Raw genomic sequence first — 19,697 nt, 5'->3', positions numbered from 1 at the left:
TATCTTCCACAAACACAAGACTGAATTTTACAAAAATAGAGGAGTGCAGATACCAGAGGGGGAGAAAGAGATGACTCGTATTGAAGATGTAAATGTAAGCGCCAACATAAATGTGTCGAAAAAAAAATCCTTACTAGATAGAGTAAAGACTATTGGACCCGGGTTAATCATCACTGCCTCATTTACCGGCCCTGGTACTATTACAACTGCAACAACTGCAGGTGCTTCGTTCGGGTTTGCCCTTTTATGGGCAGTCGTATTTTCAATCATCGCTACAATTGTGTTGCAGGAAATGACAGCCCGACTCGGAATCATTACCCGGGGAGGCCTTGGTGATGCGATTCGGGAACAATTTGCTCGACCCATTTTAAAGTATGGTTCGATGTGGTTGGTGTTAATTGCAATCAGTGTTGGTTGTACTGCATATATGGCAGGAGACTTAATTGGTACATCTCTCGGTATTTCTACGCTAACAGGAATTCCTACACATATACTCGGTCCGATGTTCGGGATTGTCATTTTATTTATTGGGCTTAGCGGTAGTTTTAAACTAATTGAAAAAATCATGGTTGCTCTCGTGACAATTATGAGTATTACCTTCATTACCACCGCAATTGTTTCAAAGCCGGACCTAGGAGAATTGTTTCAAGGTGCTTTTGTTCCTTCATTCCCTCCCGGATCAATGATTATGATTATCGCGTTGATTGGAACAACAGTCGTACCGTACAACTTCTTCCTTCATTCATCGATTGTCCAGCAACGTTGGAGCAGCCCGGCCGGTTTAAAGGAATCACGCTGGGACACGATTATCTCCATCAGTATTGGAGGTCTTATTACAGCAGCGATCCTAATTACAGCAGGTGCGATGATTAAAGGAGTAGAAGTGACAAGTGCAGCTGAACTATCTCTTCAACTTGAACCTTTATTGGGCTCATGGGCAAAATATTTCATTGCCATAGGACTTTTCGCAGCAGGATTTTCTTCTGCACTTGCTTCACCACTTGGCGCTGCAATTACAGTCGGCAGTATTTTAAAATGGGAAAATGGGATGAAAGATAAGCGATTCAAAGCTGTCTTCGTCACAATTATAACGGTTGGAATTATCTCATCCGCCCTGCAATTCAAACCTATGGACGTATTGCTTTTCGCACAAGCGTTGAATGGAATTCTATTGCCAGTCGTCGCGATTGTTTTACTATTAATCATGAACAACAAAAAACGCCTTGGAAAATACACCAACTCCCTAAAAGCCAATATCATCGGCGGAATCGTTGCCTTAATTTGTACAGGCCTCGGCATTTATAGTTTAGTCGATGCGATCATGGCATTTATCGGAGCTTAACTATTATAAAAAAAGTGCTTCATCCAGTAGGATGAAGCACTCTTTTTCGTTTATTCACTAGCAAGAGCCAGTACTGTCTCGTATAAGATTTCCGTCCCTATTCCACAGTCCTCTTTCGAACTCCACTCTGCGGGATTATGGCTAATGCCGTCTTTCGAGCGAATAAAAATCATTCCAATCGGCCACGTGTTGAACTGCATACCATCATGCCCCGCTCCGCTTGGAAGCGTAAATGGTTCAACTCCCGTTTTCCGGCAAGCTTCTCGGATCACTTCTTGAATAATATCCGAACACGGAACAGGCGTGATGCGCTGGAGAGGTTCAATGTTCAGCTCCACATTCCGCTTACGGCATACTTGCTCCGCATAGACTTTAATGTTTTTTTCCGCTTGATCACGGATTGTTTCATCGATTGCACGGAGATCCAGTGTAAACTCGACTTCTCCAGGGATCACATTCACACCGCCCGGTTTGAGGGATAGCTGCCCAACCGTTGCAACCGTTGCTGAATGCTTTTTCGCTTCGTCTTCCATGAACTGCATTATTTCTGCCGCTGCCATCAAAGGATCCTTCCGGCTGTCCATCGGAGTCGCCCCGGCATGTCCCGCCTCACCTGAGATATTCCACTTTGTCCAAAGCGGGCCCGCGATGCCTGAAACGACACCAGCAGGGAGCCCCTCCTTCTCTAAAACGAGACCTTGTTCAATATGTAGCTCCACATAAGCTTTAACCATCGAAGGCTCTCTCTTCGCTTCACCGATATTTTCGGGATCAAGCCCGCTCTGTTTCATCGCCTCTCCTATTGTAATGCCATCTTGATCTATCTGCTGTAGTTGCTCCTGTGTCAACGTTCCGGCAATGGCGCGGCTGCCGATCATCCCAAGTCCAAAGCGGCTGCCTTCCTCATCGGTAAACGCGATGACCTCAATTGGATGGTCGAGCTCAATCTTTTGCTCATTCAATGATTGAGCAACTTCAATGCCCGCAAGGACACCCAGTGCTCCGTCAAACTTGCCGCCATGCGGAACCGTATCAATATGCGAACCGATTAATACTGCAGGCATATTCCCCCGCAGCCCATCACGCCGTCCGATCAGATTGCCGACCGCGTCTTCCCTGACATGCATGCCCGCCTCTTTCATATAAGAAGCGACAAGCAGTTTCGCTTCCTGTTCTACTTCTGTAAATGAAAAGCGCGTCACCCCACCGCTCAGTTGTTTTCCCAGTTCCCCTAATTCTAGTAATCTATTCCAAAGCCGTTCTTCATCAATCATTTGGACGCCCCACTTTCACTCTGTTCTTCGTCCTTCATTTGAAAACGGAAATGGCAAGTCCCTTCCCGCAACACATATTGATCATGCACCACTTCAAAATTCGGATTATAGCCTTTAGCAATCGAAGGATCAATCATATGGCAATAAAGGATGCCATAGTCCTCCATACCATCTTTCTTCCATTGTTCTGCAAACGCACATTTCGTAAAGGACTGTTCGATTTCCTTCGGATGAAAATGAGTTTCATATTCAAACAGATCACTGCGGCCCATGTCGTAGTTGGACAAATAATTCTCCATCGTGTTCGGTTTCCCGACCGCCGCAGCTCGACGGGCAATATCCTTGCCACGTTCTTCGCCAAATGCCCCGACACTGTCCATCATCACACGTTCCCCTTCTTCTTTACCGTACGTTTCCACCATTACCTTGGCAATATGGGCAAACAGTTTTGCCATGATCGCAAACATCGTATAAGGTTCACGTCCCGCAGTTGTCAGTTGGGTATTATAAGCATCCAGCGTTTTCCCAATCAGTCCTGCATCAAACAGCTTATCGAATGAAAAAAGGGATTCTCCCCCGAGTCCTTCCACTCCTTTATACTGTTCTTCCACCACTCGCTGCACGCCTGATTGCACAGCCATTTCTCCTTCTACGCCGAAACGTTCCGTCGCAGTAGCAACAATATGAGTCATCAACTTAACAGTAATTGTATCCATTGTGACAGGTTCTAGATTTTTTAATTGCCCCATGTAGTTCACTCCGTTTCCCAAGATTATATCTCTATTTTATCAAACAACTGAGATAAATCTTGCAAACTACCTCACAATTTCAAATTATTAAGTGATAAATTCTGTCGGTGCCTGTGTAATAAACATTTATGACAATTTAATGGAAATCATAAAAATACAAAGGGAAGCTAATTAAAGATTGAATTGATCAGCTTACCTATTTTTGTTTATACAATTGTAGTTAATAATCCGAATTGTGAGCTGCAAAGGCACGGACAGTGGTTCTGCTCCAATCTGCTTAATCACTTATAATCCCACTCGTTCGTGTCAAGACTAGACAATATCAATAAGGTGGGAGTTTTCGGTATGAATAAGGTCGGCTCAATTAGTATGCTGCATGTAATTCTTTTATCAATGACGGTCATCGGTCTTAAAAATCACGTAACCATTATTCCATCACTACTATCGCACGCTGGACGTGATGCCTGGATATCTGTTTTTATTGCTACAGTGACTTTGATTCCGTGGATTTTCCTGCTCGTCTACATTCATCGTAGTTCAAAACAGGTTTCGCTCACAGATTGGTTGCATACAAAGATCGGCAAAGCCCCGACTACCATTTTTCGATATATCACTGCTCTTTTCTTCCTGCTGATGGCCGTCTTTACAATGGCCGAGACTTTACAGTGGATTAAAGCAACATTCTTACCTGAATCTCCTTTAGTCCCCATGATATTAATTTACTCGATTCTATGCATCTTTCTTGCCACGACAAATTTGCAAACGATTGTCATGGTCAATGTCGTTGTCTTGTTTTGGGTCGTTATCCTCGGCTTCTTTGTCGCCATCACGAATATACAAGTGAAAGACTATTCATTACTAAGGCCTTTTTTTGAGCATGGATTTAAACCTGTCATTTCTTCTTCAGTGTATCCTGCATCAGGCTTCATTGAACTTCTATTTTTTCTTTTCATCCAACAAAATGTGCAAGGCCGAGTCCGTTGGTATCATTATGCAATTATGCTTTTTATTCTGCACAGTTTGACACTAGGCCCGCTTGTCGGAGCGATAACAGAATTCGGGCCTCAAGAAGCAACAAAGCAAAGGTACCCTGCTTATGAGGAATGGGGGCTCGTTTCCATAGGAAGGTTCATCCAGCACCTCGACTTCTTATCCATTTACCAATGGTTGACAGGCGCATTTATACGCGTGTCGTTCATCTTATATATCGTCACGGATTTATTGCAAATGAAAGGCAATGCTATTCGTACTTGGAGAATACTTGGTCCTGCATTCTTCTTCATGAGTTTGTCGCTTTTTCTAATAAATGACCATATTCTTCTTAAATTAAAAGGCGATTACCTATTGATCGCTACATTCTTCTTCATGCTATTACTGACATTCTTCTTCACAATTATGGCGTTAATTAAAAAAGAGCGGCAAAAGAAATATAAATCTTAACTAGAAGATGGTGAGCGCAATGGACATCACATCCTTAAGACAGTTATTTCAGAAGTCGGCAGATATTCATTTTCAAAATTACACGTTCAATGGCCATTCAGTCATCTTCGTTACATGTGAAGCGATGATCGACCAACAACTATTACAAGAAGTAATTGTGCCACGAGTTAACCATTTCGTTAGCACCTTGGAGGAAGAGCCAACCGAAGCAATGATTGAGTCGAAATTGCATATTCCCGACTTGCAAGCAGGACACGACTTAGATAAGATCATCCCTCTCGTATATACAGGATATGTCCTTATATTTTTTCAGGATTTCGGACTTCTCTTCACAAGCAATATCGTCAAAAAACCAAATCGTAATCCAGAGGAAACGCGATTGGAAGTGCCTGTAAAAGGTCCTCGAGACAATTTCATCGAAGATGTCTCTGTCAATATCGCTTTAATGCGAAAAAGACTGCCGACAAACTCATTATGTGTGGAGAAATTCGAGTTGGGCAGTCGCTCCAAAACATCTGTTGCTCTTTTATACTTTGAGGACATCGCGAACAAAGAGATACTAGATGGCTTAAGGAGTCAGCTACAGAAAGTCGATATCGACATTGTTATCAGCCCTACACTTCTTATGGAACTTTTGAATAAAGGCTCCAAGCTTTTTCCAAGAATTGATTACACCGGTCGTCCTGACAATGCCGTTCAGTCGCTTGTAAGAGGCCGATTTCTGATTTTCGTTGACGGAGCTGCATACGGCGTCGTTCTTCCTGTCAATCTGCTTTTGCTTGTAAAGACGGGAGAAGATAATGAAACACCAGTCATCTATGGTTCCATGCAGCGTTTAATGCGCATTTTTGGATTATCGATCGGGTTGATTTTGCCAGCATTCTGGCTTGCATTGACGACCTATCATCAGAACCAGCTTCCGGTACAATTATTGGCGACTGTCGTTCAAGCGAATACAGGACTTCCACTCCCATCATCCATCGAAATGCTGCTCATGCTGCTCATGTTCGAATTGTTTCGGGAAGCCGGTTTGCGCTTGCCGACTGCTTTAGGAGGAACGATCGGCGTCGTCGGCGGCTTGATCATCGGAGATGCAGCCATTCGTGCAGGCATTACAAGCCCCGCGATGATTGTCGTTATCGCCATCTCAACAATTGCAACATTTACATTAGTGAACCAATCGCTCGTGAACGCTGTGAGTGTACTACGTATCGGCTTCATATTACTCACCTCACTGCTAGGCTTGTTCGGCCTTCTTATGTCTGTGTTCTTTACACTTGTCTATTTATCAAACATAAGGACTTTCGGAGTTCCTTACATGAATATCTCAACCGACTTAAACTTTAAAACAATTATGGTGTCTTTCTTACGGCTTCCTCAGAAGTTTTATACAACCCGGCCTCCTATGATGAAAACGACAGATCCAACACGCATGAAGAAGGTGGATAAAGATGAATAAAAGATTGGTCGGTTTGATTGTATTATTTCTAACGCCGGTAGCCTTATTCGGCTGTTGGGATAATAATGAACCCGAAAGGATGTTGTATATTAATGGAATCGGCATCGACTATAAAAACGGTCAATATGAGCTGTATGCCCAAATCATTAATTTTGCCAATACAGCTAAATCCGAGCAGCCAACAAACAATGAAACGATACAAGCTGAAGTCGGTTATGCTTCCGGAAAATCATTGGATGAAGCAGTTTTCCAGTTGTATCTTACCGTCGATGAAAAAGTTTTTTGGGGGCATTTATCCTATTTGGTCTTTTCCGAGGAAGCTATGAAAGAAGTAAAATTAAGTCCAGTCATCGATCTTTTTATCCGTTATAGAGAAACACGCTATCAAATTTGGGTATACGCAACAAAAGATCCGGTGAAGGAAATATTATTATTGAGACCCGTCATCAACAAAGCCATTACGTTGTCAAAGTTAGGGGACCCGGAAAACTCCTACGAGCAAGACTCATTTATTAAACCGACCAATATCCGCGAATTGCTGATCCAATTGAACGAACCTAATCATGAAGCTATAATTCCACTCATTACGGTTAAAGACAATTGGGAATCAATTAACGAAACGATAAAAGCACCCTATCTGGCTGGAGCAGGAATAGTGACACCAGATGGATTCAAAGGGTTCGTCGAAGGAGACAAAGCAAGAGGAATCAGGTGGATGTCGAATGATACAGTGAGATCGGAAATCACTGTTCAAACGGAAAGCGGAAATTATCTCTCTTTAGTCATCGAGAATATAAAAGTGAAAATCGAACCAGTCATTGTAGATGGTACAGCTAAATTCGACATCAATGTGTACGCCGAAGGAACTGTCGATATTATTACCGATTCGGCAACACCTAAAGAAATGGAAGAATTGGTGAAGAAGGAAATGGAAAAACAAATTCTTACAACCTATGAGGAAGCGTTACAAAATGGCGCCGATATCTTTCGATTATCGGAGCAATTGTATCGAAAAAACCTAAAAGAATGGAAACGACTTCACAAGGAAGGAAAAGTGGAACTGACCAAAGACTCAATACGAAACATCGACATAACTATCGGAAAACTCTCCTCCAAACGAAAATCGTTCGAACAAACAATTGACTGAATCGTGTTGGTCGCATTTTCGTCGATGCCTGTGCACGAAACATTCATGACAATTCAACTAAAATCATAAAAATACAAAGGAAGCTGATCGTAAATTGATTTGATCAGCTTCCCTATTTATGTTTATACAATTGTAGTTAATAATCTGAATTGCACCCTGCACATGCACCAATTTTAATTATTTATATACTTCTCAAACACATCTCCAAAATCTTTTACGTGGTATTTGTCACGGGCTGATGTGAGCCAAGAAAAGCCGAATTCAGTCAATTGCTTATATTGATCAGCCATTTGGATATCGGACGGTCTTGAATTCTCTAACACTGTCGCTGCTTTATTCAGGCTTTGTGTCGCCATCTCAAATAGAATATTGTTCTCATGAGCTTTTTCCGAAATATACACCAATGCTTTGTACAGATCATTCAATTGCGCGAGTTGCTTTTTATCGACGTCGATGCTGAATAATTGATTTCCTAGCGTGAACTTGATTTCAACATCCAAATCGATTTTGCCCGCGGTTTCCAGTAGGACATCAGTGATTTGATATTGCGAATAAGGGTAGCGTTTCAACACGCGCTTCGAAGAGACGGCCTTGTCGCCATCAACGTGAATGAACGCTATGTTCGTAAAGCAATACTCATCCGCCTTCGTCTTAATTAAGAAATAAATCTTCTCGTCATCTTCATGACGAATATAATCATCCGCATCTGTCTTATCATAATCCTCAGGACCAATGATTTTACCGATATCCGACAAGCCCAATGCATCTGAAGCCAACTTTTTCAGCATATGAACGACCTCTCCCTATACTAGAATTCTTCCACTTGAATTATACCATTTCTTTAGTTGAATAAGTTCATCGTAATTAGATAGTGTCGGTACCTGCGCATAGTCATTTATGACAATTTAATTTCAGGAATAAAACTACAACACCTTACGAACCAAACATGTATGTAATTAACCTACTACAATTTCTCTATACAATTATAGTTAGTAAACTGAATTGTTCGTCACAAAGGCACCCGTACAATTCAAGGGGTATGAACTGACAACGGGGAGAAGTTAAGTGTAAAATAGAAAAAAAACTGTTTAGAAGAGGAACGTCATATGCCCAAAACACAACAAAAAGCACCTGTCTGGAAATTATTCACTCGCGGCTTTGCGGTTATGCTCGGCGCAGTGATCGCAGCTTACGGATTAGAGTCTGTGCTCATCCCAAACCAAGTGTCGGATGGAGGCGTGACAGGTCTTAGTATCGTCGGATCACAATTATTTGGTTTTCCATTAGGACTTCTCATTGCAATTTTAAATATCCCATTTGTTTTTTTAGGCTATAAGCAAATCGGAAAAAGCTTTGCCCTTTTCTCTGTTCTTGGAATTGCAACACTTGCTATTAGCACGAGCTTGATGCATCACGTGCCTACTATCATTAAAGGGGATACACTATTAGTCACAGTTGTCGGCGGTATCATCCTTGGTCTCGGAATGGGTATTGCGCTGCGTAATGGTGGTGCCCTAGACGGCATTGATATGTTAGCCGTCTTGCTCTCCCGGAGGATGCCATTTGGTACAAGTGACTTAATCCTATTTTTGAATGTTTTCGTTTTTGCTATCGTATCAACTGTTTTCGGTCTTCAAGGAGCTTTCTTATCCGCAATCGCTTACTATATTGCCACAAAAGTGATTAGCATTGTCGAAGAAGGTCTAAGTGGTTCCAAGATGTATAAAATTATTACGAGCGAGCCCGAAGATATGGTGGAAACTATCCGCGACCGTCTTGGCCGTAGTTCGACGTACAGCATGGTTCAAGGTGCGTATTCGAACGAGAAATTTAAGGAAATTACGTGTATTATCAACCGACTGGAAGATAGTAAGATGAAGGAAATTATCCTTGAAATCGATCCGTCCGCGTTTGTCACTGTTTATGAAGTCGCTGAAGTGCGCGGCGGGAACTTCGGCAAGCGAAACATCCACTAAAACACGTACCCCAGTAATAAAAAGCTCAATATAAAGAGACCATCCATTCGCTCTGAATGTAATGGTCTTTTATATTGCTTTCGCTAAGATACTAGCAGCAAAAACACTACCACTTCATTTTACTGAATAAATCAAGCAAAACCTTACGTCCTTCCGATCCGATTTCCCAGCCCGACAACTCCTCCAACAAGCTATCCTTTGAACGGAACCCTTTGACGAATCCATTCAGGCGCGCGGCAATCGTGGAATTGAGAAGCAAGCTCGGTTCCGGATAAAGCATCTGCAGCTGATCCAACGCCTTCGGATACCGCTTAAGATAATATTTCTGATGGCGTTCTTCCGCCAGTGTGAAATCCGAAAACGGAGCAATGTCCGTTTCGATTCTTTCACCAAGTTCCACTTCCATTTCCTTCTTCACCCATTCTGCCACCTTTAGCTGTTCATCGCCTCTACATCGCAACAACGACAAATACTGACGCCCTTTATATTGGTCTCGGTTTGGATAATGATTTCGCCAAAAATGGCGCAAGACGTCCTCATAACGTATGATAGCGGGATCGAAGTCAATTTCAATCGTTTCTGTATGATCGCCCATCTGCCGATATGTCGGAGATGGAGTTGTGCCCCCTGCATAGCCGACTCGCGTGCGGATCACCCCTGGCAAACTGCCGAATCGGGCTTCCGGTCCCCAAAAACACCCCATCCCGAACGTCGCCGTTTGTAAATTCGTAGACCGATGCAGCGGATTTTCGATTGTTTGAATATCCATATCCATCCACCTTTCTGTGTAATTGTGTCGGTACCTGTGTGTGGTTCATTTATTACTAATACGGATTGAGATAAGCTAAACTCGTCTATAATAACCTTCCCTCTTCTTCAATATTCAATTGTAGCGAATACACTGAATTGTATGGTGCCCAGGTACCTCATAAAGAAAGGTGAAACCTTCCTTGGTGTGTGTCGTATATGAATTGAAAGGGAGGTGGCAATCTTGTTGTTCGTTATGATGACAGTCCTCATTTTTTCGATTCCGGGGATATTGCTTCTTTGGACGGCGATCGATTTCAAATTAGGAAAAAGAGAAAAGATTCCTTGGAAATTAATAATGATCTTACTCATTGTATTGACGTTCAGCAGTGTTCTAATTCAAATTTATTTACTACAAGCATACGGCTTTCCAATTTTCCAAACAAATATCGAAACGATCGTCGGTATGGCGGTAGTTGGTTTCATCGCTGGGATTATCCTCATTATCAATTTGTTCATTACGAAAACAATGGGGAAAAAATTACCGAAGTCCGTGCATGATCCAAAAACGGTGAATGTATTCACATTATGCATTGCCATTTTTTTATTCATTACATTGTTCATCGCAGCGCCAACCGGTAAAAAAATTGCTTATGCCACGTCGATCCATCAAGCAATGGCAGCTGCAAAGGACAATGCCACGGAGGAATTTTCCGTTGTGCTAGTGACTTCTGAAAGAGAATGTTTGCGTCGAACGGCAAGCTGTCGGAACACGGCATATAGCAATCAATTTTTCATTAAGAATAACATAAGTGAAACACAAGAAGTCCAAGTGAAAATCAGGGCTCTGAATAGCAGCAACGAAGAAATGAAAGTCATTGATTCTAAAATCATGACATTGGAACCGAATGAATTGCGCTTATTGGAAACGGAAGAGACAAACGAGGACGCTAGTGTGTGGAACAAGTATTCCTTCCAAACCGATCATCGAGTCTCCCATTATGAGCAAATGATGCGATATCGGGACGTAGATGAATAAAAAAGGAAGTTACTTTAATAGGGTGACTTCCTTTTAGGTTTGACTCCAGTCCCAATATTCTCTGCAGTCTCCACACCTAATTTCAGCTAATTGTGTCGGTGCCTGTGTAAGGAGCATTATGACAATTCTTTGCTGGGTATATAAATACGAAGGGAAGCTGACCAAATGTTGATTCGATCAGCTTCCTAATATTCAAATATACAATTGTAGTGCATTATCTGAACTGTTCGCTGCACATGCACCGGTTAAAAGGCATACCTACAGCTTGCTTAATTCATCAAGGAAGGCGGGGCGGTTTTTATATGTTTGCTCGAGCTCTTTTGCCAGGTTCATTTGGGCTTCGTGCCCTGCAAGTTTCCGAAATCGGTTCAGCAATTTGCAAACTTCCTTGTATTGCTTTCGATTAAATGCATTTTCAGCATTCTCTCTAATATGACATTGGAAAAGCCGGATCGCCTCATCTTTGTGGGAGTCTAACAAGTATTTCAAATAACGTTCAATCGTCGAAGCATCTTGACGTACATAATCCAGGATGGCGTCTACGTCGTTTTCAGTCTCGATCAGTTGAACATACATACTATCATTTTTGTCTGCCAACTCCTGCTTCAACTCATCATAAAAAGAAGGTTCATCAGCAACTAGCTCCTTCAACTCCGAATAGTATTTAAAATCCCCTCCCATAAGCAACTCTCGTCCGATTTTCATTTGCTCCGAATAAGACTTTAATTGTTTATATGCTCGATATCGCCATTTTTTCCATCTTGTTACCAAGCCACAGTACTCTTTGTCCATCCGCTCCCCTTCAGTAGCGAGCGCCAATACGCTTTCGTAGTTTCCTTCATCCATCGCATATTGCATCAACCGTTTCCGGAATGATGGGTAGCTTATGTTCTCCTGAAGGAAGTGTTTCGCTTCCTCTGTCGTACCGTAGGTTTCAATGAGGTCATACATCAAATTATAAATCCGCTCATTTTCATACCGACCATAATCATTTGCAGACGAATCCATTACCATTGCTTCCAACTCATCTATTAAAGTTTGCCGCAGTTGCACATTTCCCGCAAATTTCATACCGATGCCTAGCACATCAATTCGAAAGTCACTCCATCCTTCGAGTATGTCAGATTTCGATAAGCGAATGAGCCTGTCCAACATCTCACTTTGTTCGGAAGCTTCTAAAGGTCCATTCGCAACCATGTCCATCGTTTTGATCGTTTGATCTAATAAATAACCGATGTCACCGCTCGAGTCATCCGCATATTGAAAGGATTTTATCCCTTCATTGAACAGCACCTCGGCAATTTCCATGGCAACCAACGGATTTTTCAACGTCTCTACTTTGTTCAGAACGACAGACAGTTCATTCGTGAATTCACTAACATTTTTATATGTAATAAATCCTTCTCTTCCAACATATTTCTCAACGATCGAATCGATCATCTTCTTGGAACGAGCAATCTCTTGCTGCTCATCGACCGTTGCATAGTTGAAGAGCAACTCATTATGTAAACTTTGGTCACTGTTCGCCAAATCAATGAGTATATCAATTAGTTCCATTTTGGATAGACTTTCAAGTACCGTTTTCAAATCCGGCTGGTCGGCCGTTGCAGCCTCAGAAAAATCATTATCCTTCAGTCTTTCAATCAACTCATAATAAACAGCAACTTCATGCTTACATACTGGCCCCAAATCGTAAGGACAATCACAATATGACGAAAGGATATTGCTTTCACTATCTAGGTGAACGGAAACTTCATACATATCCGCCCCCTCAACAAGCGCGCTATAACGTCCTTTCCCAAGGCCCACAAGCTTTACAACGAAACCCGCATCATAATACTCGGAACCGCGATCGACGATAGTAGGGTTCACTACCTCTTCAAAATCGTAAAGATTCATCGCCCTTCCCCTCTCTTCCTCCGGCGCACTACTCTTACTATACCAATACGACACCCAACCGGAAAATCCTTTATTTCGTAGGTGTTGGTGCCTGTGCAAGGCGCATTTATGACAATTCACTATGTAACATATAAATACACGAAAGCACCTCGCAAACATTTAATTTGAAAGATTCCTATCCATCTTTTGTGCAATTGCAGTGAATAAACTGAATTGCCTGCTGCACAGGCACCTGTTTGAAACGTACTCATCCGTGCTATAGTTTAGTAGATAATTAGAAGGCGGTGGCTTGATAGATGAAGAAGTTTGTTGGGACAAGTCTATTTTCTGTGTTGCTCATGTTTAGCTTGGCATGTTCCGTTGCATTGGCGAATGAAAGTGACCGGTTCTTAGTTGAAGTGCTCAATAAGGAAAATGAACCGATTATTGAAAGTGTACATAGGGATGAAGTAGAAGAGCTTTCGGATGCGAAGGTGCTGCAGCCTGATTATATCCGTAAGATAGCGCTGCAAGCAGGTACTTGGCAAGCAAAATCATGGGGACCTGCTCATATTGGGGCAGACAAGTTAATTGAACGAACAAAGGAGTTAGAAGGAATCGTAATTGTGGCAGTTATTGACACGGGTGTCGACTCAAACCACCCTTTCCTCCGTGACCGTTTGGTGGCGGGCTATGACGTATTGGACAAAGATTCAGATCCGATGGACGAACATTTCCACGGCACGCATATATCTGGAATTGTCGCAGATACGACGCCGGCCAATGTAAAAATCATGCCGATTCGCGCAGTGGACAAGGAAGGGAGGGGCTACGACAATCATATCGCTGAGGGAATTCGATATGCCGTTGATCATGGCGCAGATATCATTAACATGAGTTTTGTAGGCGAAGAGTATTCGACTTATTTGGCAGAGGCAATCGGTTATGCACTTGAGCATGACGTCGTTGTCGTCGTCGCGTCAGGGAATGAAAGTACGGATACATCTCCCCTTTATCCTGCTGGGGAACAGAAAGTGATCGTTGTCGGGGCATCCGATCGGAATGACCGAATTGCAGACTTCAGCAATACGGGAGCCTCCGTCGATATTGCAGCACCTGGCGTCGATATCCTATCTAGCGTCCCGGGTGGTTCTTTCAAAAGTTATAGCGGCACTTCAACCGCCACACCTTTTGTCAGTGCAGTCGCCGCCATGCTCAAGCTGGAAGATCCGACTAGGACAGTGCTAGACATCGATCGGCTGCTGAAGAAATATACGATCGATCGAGGGGCAGCAGGTTGGGATCCACAATTCGGCGAGGGAATTCTTAACCTCTCAATCTATGATGAAAAGGTAACTCAAGAAATATCAGCACCTCCAAAGGAAGTGTCATCGGATCTCAAATCATTTCCATTACACGAAGGCGTCCCGTTGAATAAAAGCTGGAAAGTCACCTTTGACCGAGCGTTAACGGAAGGGGATAAAGTCGACATCCGCATCAACCGTTCAGGCAAAGAAGTCCCGATTATGACAGAAACAAAAGCAAATGAGATCATCGTAACCCCGATTCGTAAATTCTTCCCTCATTCAAACTATCAATTGCTGCTATTTGTCGAAAATGGCGAGCAATTTGAGATGAAATTCCGAACCGGGGAGTGACAGTAACTATCAGAATTGTTTCGATGACTGTGTAAGAAACATTTATGTCAATTAACCCATTGGTATATAAATACAAAAGGAAGCTCATTAAATTTGATGAGCTTCCTTTTTTTGATTATACAATTATAGTAAATAAACTAAATAGTTTACTGCAAAGGCACCTACTTTTACCGTTCACAAGCAATGCCATCCTTGTCACGATCCATTTTTGTGTGCAGTTTATAAATTTCTGCTGATACAAAAGGTTTGTACTTTGTTTTTCCGCCTACGTTTCGGACTTTGGCATTCTTCGCGACGCCGCCTGGATATGTTTTAGTCAACTCGGTGCAGTTTTTAAACTTTGCAGGGGCGGCGTTAGCCGAGTGAATTGGCATGGCAAACAGAAGAAAGGCAAGGGACATGGCGATTAATCCTGACAAAATCTTTTTCATTTTCATCTCTCCAACTATTAAAATTTGTAAATAATTGTAACATAAAATTCCAATTACGCTATTATAATTTTCATTAATCTATTACTAATTTTCAAATATCCTCTACCAAACTACCCATCTTTGACCATACAAGTGTTAACATCCACCCATTGCTTTCCACCCTACCACTACGAGATAATAAGAAGATTACACAACAAGAGAGGTTTACAGATGAAAGGAAGTTCACATGCAGCAATCGGCGTCACCGTCGGGGCAATTGCAGGGTTTCAGGTGCAGCCTGACCTATATACTATCGCAATTTCATCTTTGGTTGGCGGAGTGTCAGCGCTCGTCCCCGACTTGGATACAAATGGGTTAGCAAGCAATCGGATAACCTTTTCAAAGCAGTTCACTCAATGGCTAATGCAGTTCGTCGGAATAGGTATTTTAATCGCGATTGCATATCAGTATTTCACAAAAGGCTTTGCCCCTTCCATTATTCTTTACGCGGGAATCGGCTTGCTCTTTTTCATCGTATCGCGCTTTATCACACAAAGAAGAACGTTGACGCTAACCGGAGTCATGGTGATGTGGCTAGGAATTGTAATGCATCAATCAATCGGCATCCTGTTAGTCGGAAGCTATATCGTCATCGCATCTTTCCTGCCGCACCGATCCTACACCCACTCACTACTCGGGCTCGCTTTTTATACGTTTATTTTGCATCAATTACAACAGGAGTGGGCAATTGAAAGTCTGCTCGTGGCAGGGATAGCCGGTTATGCCAGCCACCTAGTTGCAGATATGAAGCTCTTGCCAATGAACCGTCGAGGCGTGAAATGGTTCGCACCGCTTTGGAATAAAGAATGGTGATCATAAAATAAAGCATTTCAATTCGCATACTCATATATAGAGCGTGAATTGAACCTGGGAGCAACAGCTTAGAAGGCTGTTGCTCCCAATTGTGCCGGTGCCGGTGCCGGTGCAAGAATCATTTATGGCAATTCACCTTCTAAAATAAAAATACAAAAGGAAGTCAACCAGACACCGTTCTGGAGGACTTCCCTTTTTTATATTACAATTGTAGTGAATAAATTGATTAGTTCCTTTCACAGGCACCCAAACAATTCTAACTATTTCTCAACAGCTACCATTTCCCGCAATTTATACTTTAACAGTTTTCCTTGTAAGCTTCGTGGGAGTTCAGCGGCGAAATCGACTGACCGCGGCTTTTTATAACCCGCGAGCTTGCCCTCACAGAAGTCAATGATCTCTTTCGCATCTGCTTCCTCCCCATCTCGAAGAACCACGATCGCTTTTACGGCTTCTCCCCATTTTTCATCCGGGACACCAATCACCGCAACGTCAGCTATTTTTGGATGGCGGTGGAGGACACCTTCGATTTCTGCAGGATAGACGTTCAGCGCACCCGACAAAATCATATCCTGTTTCCGGTCGACGATTGAGTAAAATCCGTCCTCATCCTGAACGCCCATATCGCCGAGTCCGAGCCATTCACCTTGGAACGCTTCTGCTGTCGCTTCCGAGTTCTTATAATACTCATCACAAAGTGTCAGCCCCTTCACCAAGAACTCGCCCGGTTGTCCCGGTGGCACTTCATTTCCATCATTATCGACTAGCTTCACTTCCATCCCAAGCATCGGCACACCGACGGAGCGATCCTTCAGCTCCTGGTACTCTGGGAATAAATTCGTCGACCCGCCATGCTCCGTCGCACCGTAAAACTCATTAAGCTCCGCATCTTTAAAGAATGCCATCACCTTTTCCTTCGTGCTCGAATGTAGAGGCGCGCCGACCGAGAAGAGTCCCTTCATTGAACTAACATCATACTTGTTTCGGATTTCCTCGGGCAAAGCAAAAATTGCATCGAACATCGGCGGAGCCATAAATGAAGTCGTCGTTTTCTCCTTATCAATCGCTTCCAACACTTCAACAGGGTGGAACTCTGGCAAAATATGCACGGGATTGCCGACGAAAAGATTCGGTATCGAAGTCGACAGTGCCGCCGCTCCATACAACGGACCTGAAACCAACCCTTTCCCATTCCGGACAATTCCAAATTCAATGCTGAACAGCAGCGCGACAAGGTACATGCTTCGATGCGAGCGAACCGCCCCTTTTGGATGACCCGTCGTCCCTCCCGTATACATGATGCAAACCGTGTCATGCTCCCCTAACTCGTAATCTAAGACCGGTTCCTTCTCAGAATGAAGAGCGATCCAGCTTTCATATTCGACGGATGCCATCTCACCAAGAGCTCCAACTGATACATAGAGCTGCACGTCCTTCACGCGCTCTATAATAAACGAAATTTCTTTTTCGAATTCCACGCCATACAACAACGCCACCGCTTCGGAATTCTTCAATACATGTTCAATTTCCGGACCGACAAAACGGGAATTGATTGGCACGAAAACAGCCCCGATTTTCGCGCAAGCAAACATGATTTCAAAAAGCTCATTGCAATTCAACAACATGAAAGCTACCTTATCGCCCTTCTCAATGCCCGAATCTAGCAATGCATGTGCCAACCGATTAATGCGCTCATTGAATTCACGATAACTAAACCTCTTCCCCTTGTACGACAGCGCTTCCTTCTCCCCATAACGAATTGCATTTAATTTAATCGGATCGCCAAACAACATATGCTGCATTCAGAATCCCCCTTTTCTTCATAAATGAACTATAAAGACTACTTCGATAAATAAAATAAAAACCCTCTTTTTGATGCACGCTTCTTTGTATCGGTGCCTGTGTAAGAAACATTTATAACAATTCAACACTAGACATAAAAATGCGAAAGGAAGCCTACCAAATATTTACTTGGCGGCTTCCTCTTTTTATAATATACAATTGTCGTCAATAAGCTGAATTGTTTGCTGCACAGGCACCTTAATAAAACCTTCTTAAAAAGAGATACCATCCACCCGAAGCATCCCTACCACTGAAAATTCCTAGGGTAATCTCCAGGGTATTCAACAACACTCAGGGACACCCGATCTTGCACGGCAACCTTTTCCATCTGACTCTTAATCTTTATATACTTAGCATCCTTATTGGCCACTCGTTTGGCAGCGATGCTCACATGAGCCAACCGCTTCTCTTTGTCCATTTTCAAAAATTCAATGTTGAGATGATCTATATATTGAATGACGAAGTTTTGGTAATAGCCAATAAAATTAGGTGTCAATAATCCCTTTATTAGCCGAAACTTACTTTCCCCTACTGTATTCTCAAGACACTCACCAATAACCGATTGAAATAAACGGAGGCGTGCTTGCGTGGAGTCCCAGAAATGTTGTCTATGTTTTGCCGACAATTCAATGAAATCATTCAAAACAAACCCAAGAAACAATAATTCAGGCCATAGTACACGGATCCGAAAGTACATATTGTTCTCCAATGAATCGATTGGAAGTCTATTCATATTCTTTCGTTCCAAACCAATGGGCGCTAGAATCACTTCTCGTTGACCCTTCGCCGCTTGATACAATTCATCACACAGATCCAAGATACGAAGCCGTACGTGCTCATACCCTAGATATTCTCCCTCTTCTCCAACAATCAAATTGATTGCTTCATTCAACGAAGCAAGATCATTTCGATCGCCTGAAAGATAGACTCCCGCGTAATTTGGTGTATTTTCCAACCATATCATCTACAATTCTCTCCTCTAGTATTCTAAGTTGCAGATATATATAGTAACACCCCAAAAGACTTAGGTCTATAAAGCCATCTTAACTCCTTATATTGTAATTTAATTGGTTCCTATCATTTATTCATAGATAAATACTTTTAAGCGGTGCCTGTGCAAGACATATTTATGGCAATTCATAAAAATCATAAACATACAAAAAAAGTCAGCCACTTCTCAATTTGACTGACTTTCCTTTCCCACAGTATGCAATTGTAGTGAATAAACTGAATAGCATATCGCACAAGCATCGAAACAATTCGAACAATTGTCAATCTGCCCGCTTCCCTTGCACGACGAGCCTGTATTCGTTTGAGTACGCTGGGTAGCACGTAATGAGAGATATGAGCGCCATTCCTTCTTGAGATTCCAACACTTCGACTTCGTGCGGCCTAACGATCTTGATGTCGAAAACAGTGAATGACATCTCCTCAGCAGCTGTGTGGAATGTGAATTCGGTGCCGACTTCCATTTCATGAAGGCGATTAAAATATTTGCCAAATACATGGGCTTGGTGCCCGGCGATGGCGTAACTGCCGTTCATCTCGCCGGGCAAGTCCATGTTTTCAATAGCGCCAAGGGAATGGTTGAGCGTTTCCGCATCCGCCCCATAAAGAACCGGCGCTTCCAAATCAATCGCAGGAATCGACAAGATGCCTTCCATCTCATCAAGCTTAGTAGAATCGACCTTCTGTTCCGGCAACTCGACTGTCCCCTCTGTAGCTTGGATAGAACGAAATGCTTCAATCATTTCTTGTTGCTGCACGTCACTTTTCGCATTGCCGTTCAAGAGCCAAGCGAACATCGCTACGCCAGAAACTATCATCAACGTTCCGAGCATTTTCAAAGTTCGCTTCATCTTC

Annotated in this window: 17 protein-coding genes; 8 read left to right on the top strand and 9 right to left on the bottom strand. The window is 42.8% G+C overall.

Features of this window, described 5'->3' with window-relative positions; translation table 11 throughout:
• Positions 1–70 precede the first annotated feature (70 nt).
• Positions 71–1,342: an Nramp family divalent metal transporter gene (locus tag AC0L13_RS03750; protein ID WP_473644114.1), complete on the top strand. Its 1,272-nt coding sequence runs from the start codon at positions 71–73 to the stop codon at positions 1,340–1,342.
• A gap of 50 nt (positions 1,343–1,392) precedes the next feature.
• On the opposite strand, the gene AC0L13_RS03745 is transcribed toward AC0L13_RS03750, so the two are convergent.
• Together AC0L13_RS03745 and AC0L13_RS03740 are read right to left on the bottom strand one after the other, a co-directional pair.
• The gene (locus AC0L13_RS03745; RefSeq protein WP_473644112.1) at positions 1,393–2,616 is read right to left on the bottom strand and encodes a hydantoinase/carbamoylase family amidase; all 1,224 of its coding nucleotides are present in this window, start codon (positions 2,614–2,616) and stop codon (positions 1,393–1,395) included.
• Positions 2,613–3,365, bottom strand: a complete 753-nt coding sequence (locus tag AC0L13_RS03740; protein ID WP_473644110.1) for an L-2-amino-thiazoline-4-carboxylic acid hydrolase — start codon at positions 3,363–3,365, stop codon at positions 2,613–2,615. The genes AC0L13_RS03745 and AC0L13_RS03740 overlap by 4 nt, the downstream gene beginning before the upstream one ends.
• 345 nt (positions 3,366–3,710) lie before the next feature.
• On the opposite strand from AC0L13_RS03740, the gene AC0L13_RS03735 reads away from it, so the two are divergent.
• Genes AC0L13_RS03735 through AC0L13_RS03725 form a run of 3 tightly spaced genes read left to right on the top strand, consistent with a single transcriptional unit; the run spans position 3,711 to position 7,411 of the window.
• Complete coding sequence (locus tag AC0L13_RS03735; protein WP_473644108.1) at positions 3,711–4,805, top strand: endospore germination permease; 1,095 nt, start codon at positions 3,711–3,713, stop codon at positions 4,803–4,805.
• Between the two features lie 19 nt (positions 4,806–4,824).
• Complete coding sequence (locus tag AC0L13_RS03730; RefSeq protein WP_473644106.1) at positions 4,825–6,264, top strand: spore germination protein; 1,440 nt, start codon at positions 4,825–4,827, stop codon at positions 6,262–6,264.
• Positions 6,257–7,411 carry a Ger(x)C family spore germination protein gene (locus tag AC0L13_RS03725; RefSeq protein WP_473644104.1) on the top strand — a complete coding sequence of 385 codons (1,155 nt, stop codon included), beginning with the start codon at positions 6,257–6,259 and terminating at the stop codon, positions 7,409–7,411. Before AC0L13_RS03730 ends, AC0L13_RS03725 begins: the two co-directional genes overlap by 8 nt.
• A 173-nt stretch (positions 7,412–7,584) precedes the next feature.
• On the opposite strand, the gene AC0L13_RS03720 is transcribed toward AC0L13_RS03725, so the two are convergent.
• Positions 7,585–8,199, bottom strand: coding sequence for a PH domain-containing protein (locus AC0L13_RS03720; protein ID WP_473644102.1), 615 nt, complete (start codon positions 8,197–8,199; stop codon positions 7,585–7,587).
• Positions 8,200–8,577: 378 nt separating this feature from the next.
• Between AC0L13_RS03720 and AC0L13_RS03715 the strand changes: the two genes are divergently transcribed.
• Positions 8,578–9,387 carry a YitT family protein gene (locus AC0L13_RS03715; RefSeq protein WP_473646831.1) on the top strand — a complete coding sequence of 270 codons (810 nt, stop codon included), beginning with the start codon at positions 8,578–8,580 and terminating at the stop codon, positions 9,385–9,387.
• A 106-nt stretch (positions 9,388–9,493) separates the two neighbouring features.
• Here the strand turns inward: AC0L13_RS03715 and AC0L13_RS03710 are convergent, their stop codons facing one another.
• Complete coding sequence (locus AC0L13_RS03710) at positions 9,494–10,156, bottom strand: peptide-methionine (S)-S-oxide reductase MsrA (RefSeq protein ID WP_473644100.1); 663 nt, start codon at positions 10,154–10,156, stop codon at positions 9,494–9,496.
• Between the two features lie 222 nt (positions 10,157–10,378).
• Here AC0L13_RS03710 and AC0L13_RS03705 point away from each other — a divergent pair, with 222 nt between their 5' ends.
• Positions 10,379–11,173, top strand: a complete 795-nt coding sequence (locus AC0L13_RS03705; protein WP_473644098.1) for a hypothetical protein — start codon at positions 10,379–10,381, stop codon at positions 11,171–11,173.
• 258 nt (positions 11,174–11,431) lie between these two features.
• Here the strand turns inward: AC0L13_RS03705 and AC0L13_RS03700 are convergent, their stop codons facing one another.
• Positions 11,432–13,072: an SWIM zinc finger family protein gene (locus AC0L13_RS03700; RefSeq protein WP_473644096.1), complete on the bottom strand. Its 1,641-nt coding sequence runs from the start codon at positions 13,070–13,072 to the stop codon at positions 11,432–11,434.
• A gap of 296 nt (positions 13,073–13,368) precedes the next feature.
• Between AC0L13_RS03700 and AC0L13_RS03695 the strand changes: the two genes are divergently transcribed.
• Positions 13,369–14,709: a S8 family peptidase gene (locus AC0L13_RS03695; RefSeq protein WP_473644094.1), complete on the top strand. Its 1,341-nt coding sequence runs from the start codon at positions 13,369–13,371 to the stop codon at positions 14,707–14,709.
• Between the two features lie 167 nt (positions 14,710–14,876).
• Here the strand turns inward: AC0L13_RS03695 and AC0L13_RS03690 are convergent, their stop codons facing one another.
• On the bottom strand, positions 14,877–15,140 hold the full coding sequence (locus AC0L13_RS03690) for an excalibur calcium-binding domain-containing protein (RefSeq protein WP_473644091.1): 264 nt from the start codon (positions 15,138–15,140) through the stop codon (positions 14,877–14,879).
• Between the two features lie 210 nt (positions 15,141–15,350).
• On the opposite strand from AC0L13_RS03690, the gene AC0L13_RS03685 reads away from it, so the two are divergent.
• The gene (locus tag AC0L13_RS03685; RefSeq protein ID WP_473644089.1) at positions 15,351–15,992 is read left to right on the top strand and encodes a metal-dependent hydrolase; all 642 of its coding nucleotides are present in this window, start codon (positions 15,351–15,353) and stop codon (positions 15,990–15,992) included.
• 260 nt (positions 15,993–16,252) lie between these two features.
• Here AC0L13_RS03685 and AC0L13_RS03680 read toward each other — a convergent pair whose 3' ends face one another.
• The 3 genes from AC0L13_RS03680 to AC0L13_RS03670 form a co-directional block, all read right to left on the bottom strand.
• A complete protein-coding gene (locus tag AC0L13_RS03680) occupies positions 16,253–17,794 on the bottom strand; it encodes a class I adenylate-forming enzyme family protein (RefSeq protein ID WP_473644087.1) in 1,542 nt (513 codons plus the stop codon).
• A 284-nt stretch (positions 17,795–18,078) separates the two neighbouring features.
• Positions 18,079–18,798 carry a DUF6904 family protein gene (locus tag AC0L13_RS03675; RefSeq protein ID WP_473644085.1) on the bottom strand — a complete coding sequence of 240 codons (720 nt, stop codon included), beginning with the start codon at positions 18,796–18,798 and terminating at the stop codon, positions 18,079–18,081.
• A gap of 307 nt (positions 18,799–19,105) precedes the next feature.
• Positions 19,106–19,693 carry a class D sortase gene (locus tag AC0L13_RS03670; protein ID WP_473644083.1) on the bottom strand — a complete coding sequence of 196 codons (588 nt, stop codon included), beginning with the start codon at positions 19,691–19,693 and terminating at the stop codon, positions 19,106–19,108.
• Positions 19,694–19,697 lie beyond the last annotated feature (4 nt).

Source organism: Sporosarcina sp. QA0331 (assembly GCF_055808055.1).
Note: the sequence above shows the minus strand (reverse complement) of the source record. Positions and strands in the feature narration are given on the sequence as shown.

What these genes read in the sequence shown, in the direction of transcription:
- AC0L13_RS03730 (WP_473644106.1), top strand. Translation starts at nt 4,825, where the DNA reads ATGGACATCACATCCTTAAGACAGTTATTTCAGAAGTCGGCAGATATT.
- AC0L13_RS03710 (WP_473644100.1), bottom strand. Translation starts at nt 10,156, where the DNA reads ATGGATATTCAAACAATCGAAAATCCGCTGCATCGGTCTACGAATTTA.
- AC0L13_RS03740 (WP_473644110.1), bottom strand. Translation starts at nt 3,365, where the DNA reads ATGGGGCAATTAAAAAATCTAGAACCTGTCACAATGGATACAATTACT.
- AC0L13_RS03725 (WP_473644104.1), top strand. Translation starts at nt 6,257, where the DNA reads ATGAATAAAAGATTGGTCGGTTTGATTGTATTATTTCTAACGCCGGTA.
- AC0L13_RS03680 (WP_473644087.1), bottom strand. Translation starts at nt 17,794, where the DNA reads ATGCAGCATATGTTGTTTGGCGATCCGATTAAATTAAATGCAATTCGT.
- AC0L13_RS03700 (WP_473644096.1), bottom strand. Translation starts at nt 13,072, where the DNA reads ATGAATCTTTACGATTTTGAAGAGGTAGTGAACCCTACTATCGTCGAT.
- AC0L13_RS03720 (WP_473644102.1), bottom strand. Translation starts at nt 8,199, where the DNA reads ATGCTGAAAAAGTTGGCTTCAGATGCATTGGGCTTGTCGGATATCGGT.
- AC0L13_RS03690 (WP_473644091.1), bottom strand. Translation starts at nt 15,140, where the DNA reads ATGAAAAAGATTTTGTCAGGATTAATCGCCATGTCCCTTGCCTTTCTT.
- AC0L13_RS03735 (WP_473644108.1), top strand. Translation starts at nt 3,711, where the DNA reads ATGAATAAGGTCGGCTCAATTAGTATGCTGCATGTAATTCTTTTATCA.
- AC0L13_RS03685 (WP_473644089.1), top strand. Translation starts at nt 15,351, where the DNA reads ATGAAAGGAAGTTCACATGCAGCAATCGGCGTCACCGTCGGGGCAATT.
- AC0L13_RS03715 (WP_473646831.1), top strand. Translation starts at nt 8,578, where the DNA reads ATGCTCGGCGCAGTGATCGCAGCTTACGGATTAGAGTCTGTGCTCATC.
- AC0L13_RS03750 (WP_473644114.1), top strand. Translation starts at nt 71, where the DNA reads ATGACTCGTATTGAAGATGTAAATGTAAGCGCCAACATAAATGTGTCG.
- AC0L13_RS03695 (WP_473644094.1), top strand. Translation starts at nt 13,369, where the DNA reads ATGAAGAAGTTTGTTGGGACAAGTCTATTTTCTGTGTTGCTCATGTTT.
- AC0L13_RS03670 (WP_473644083.1), bottom strand. Translation starts at nt 19,693, where the DNA reads ATGAAGCGAACTTTGAAAATGCTCGGAACGTTGATGATAGTTTCTGGC.
- AC0L13_RS03675 (WP_473644085.1), bottom strand. Translation starts at nt 18,798, where the DNA reads ATGATATGGTTGGAAAATACACCAAATTACGCGGGAGTCTATCTTTCA.
- AC0L13_RS03745 (WP_473644112.1), bottom strand. Translation starts at nt 2,616, where the DNA reads ATGATTGATGAAGAACGGCTTTGGAATAGATTACTAGAATTAGGGGAA.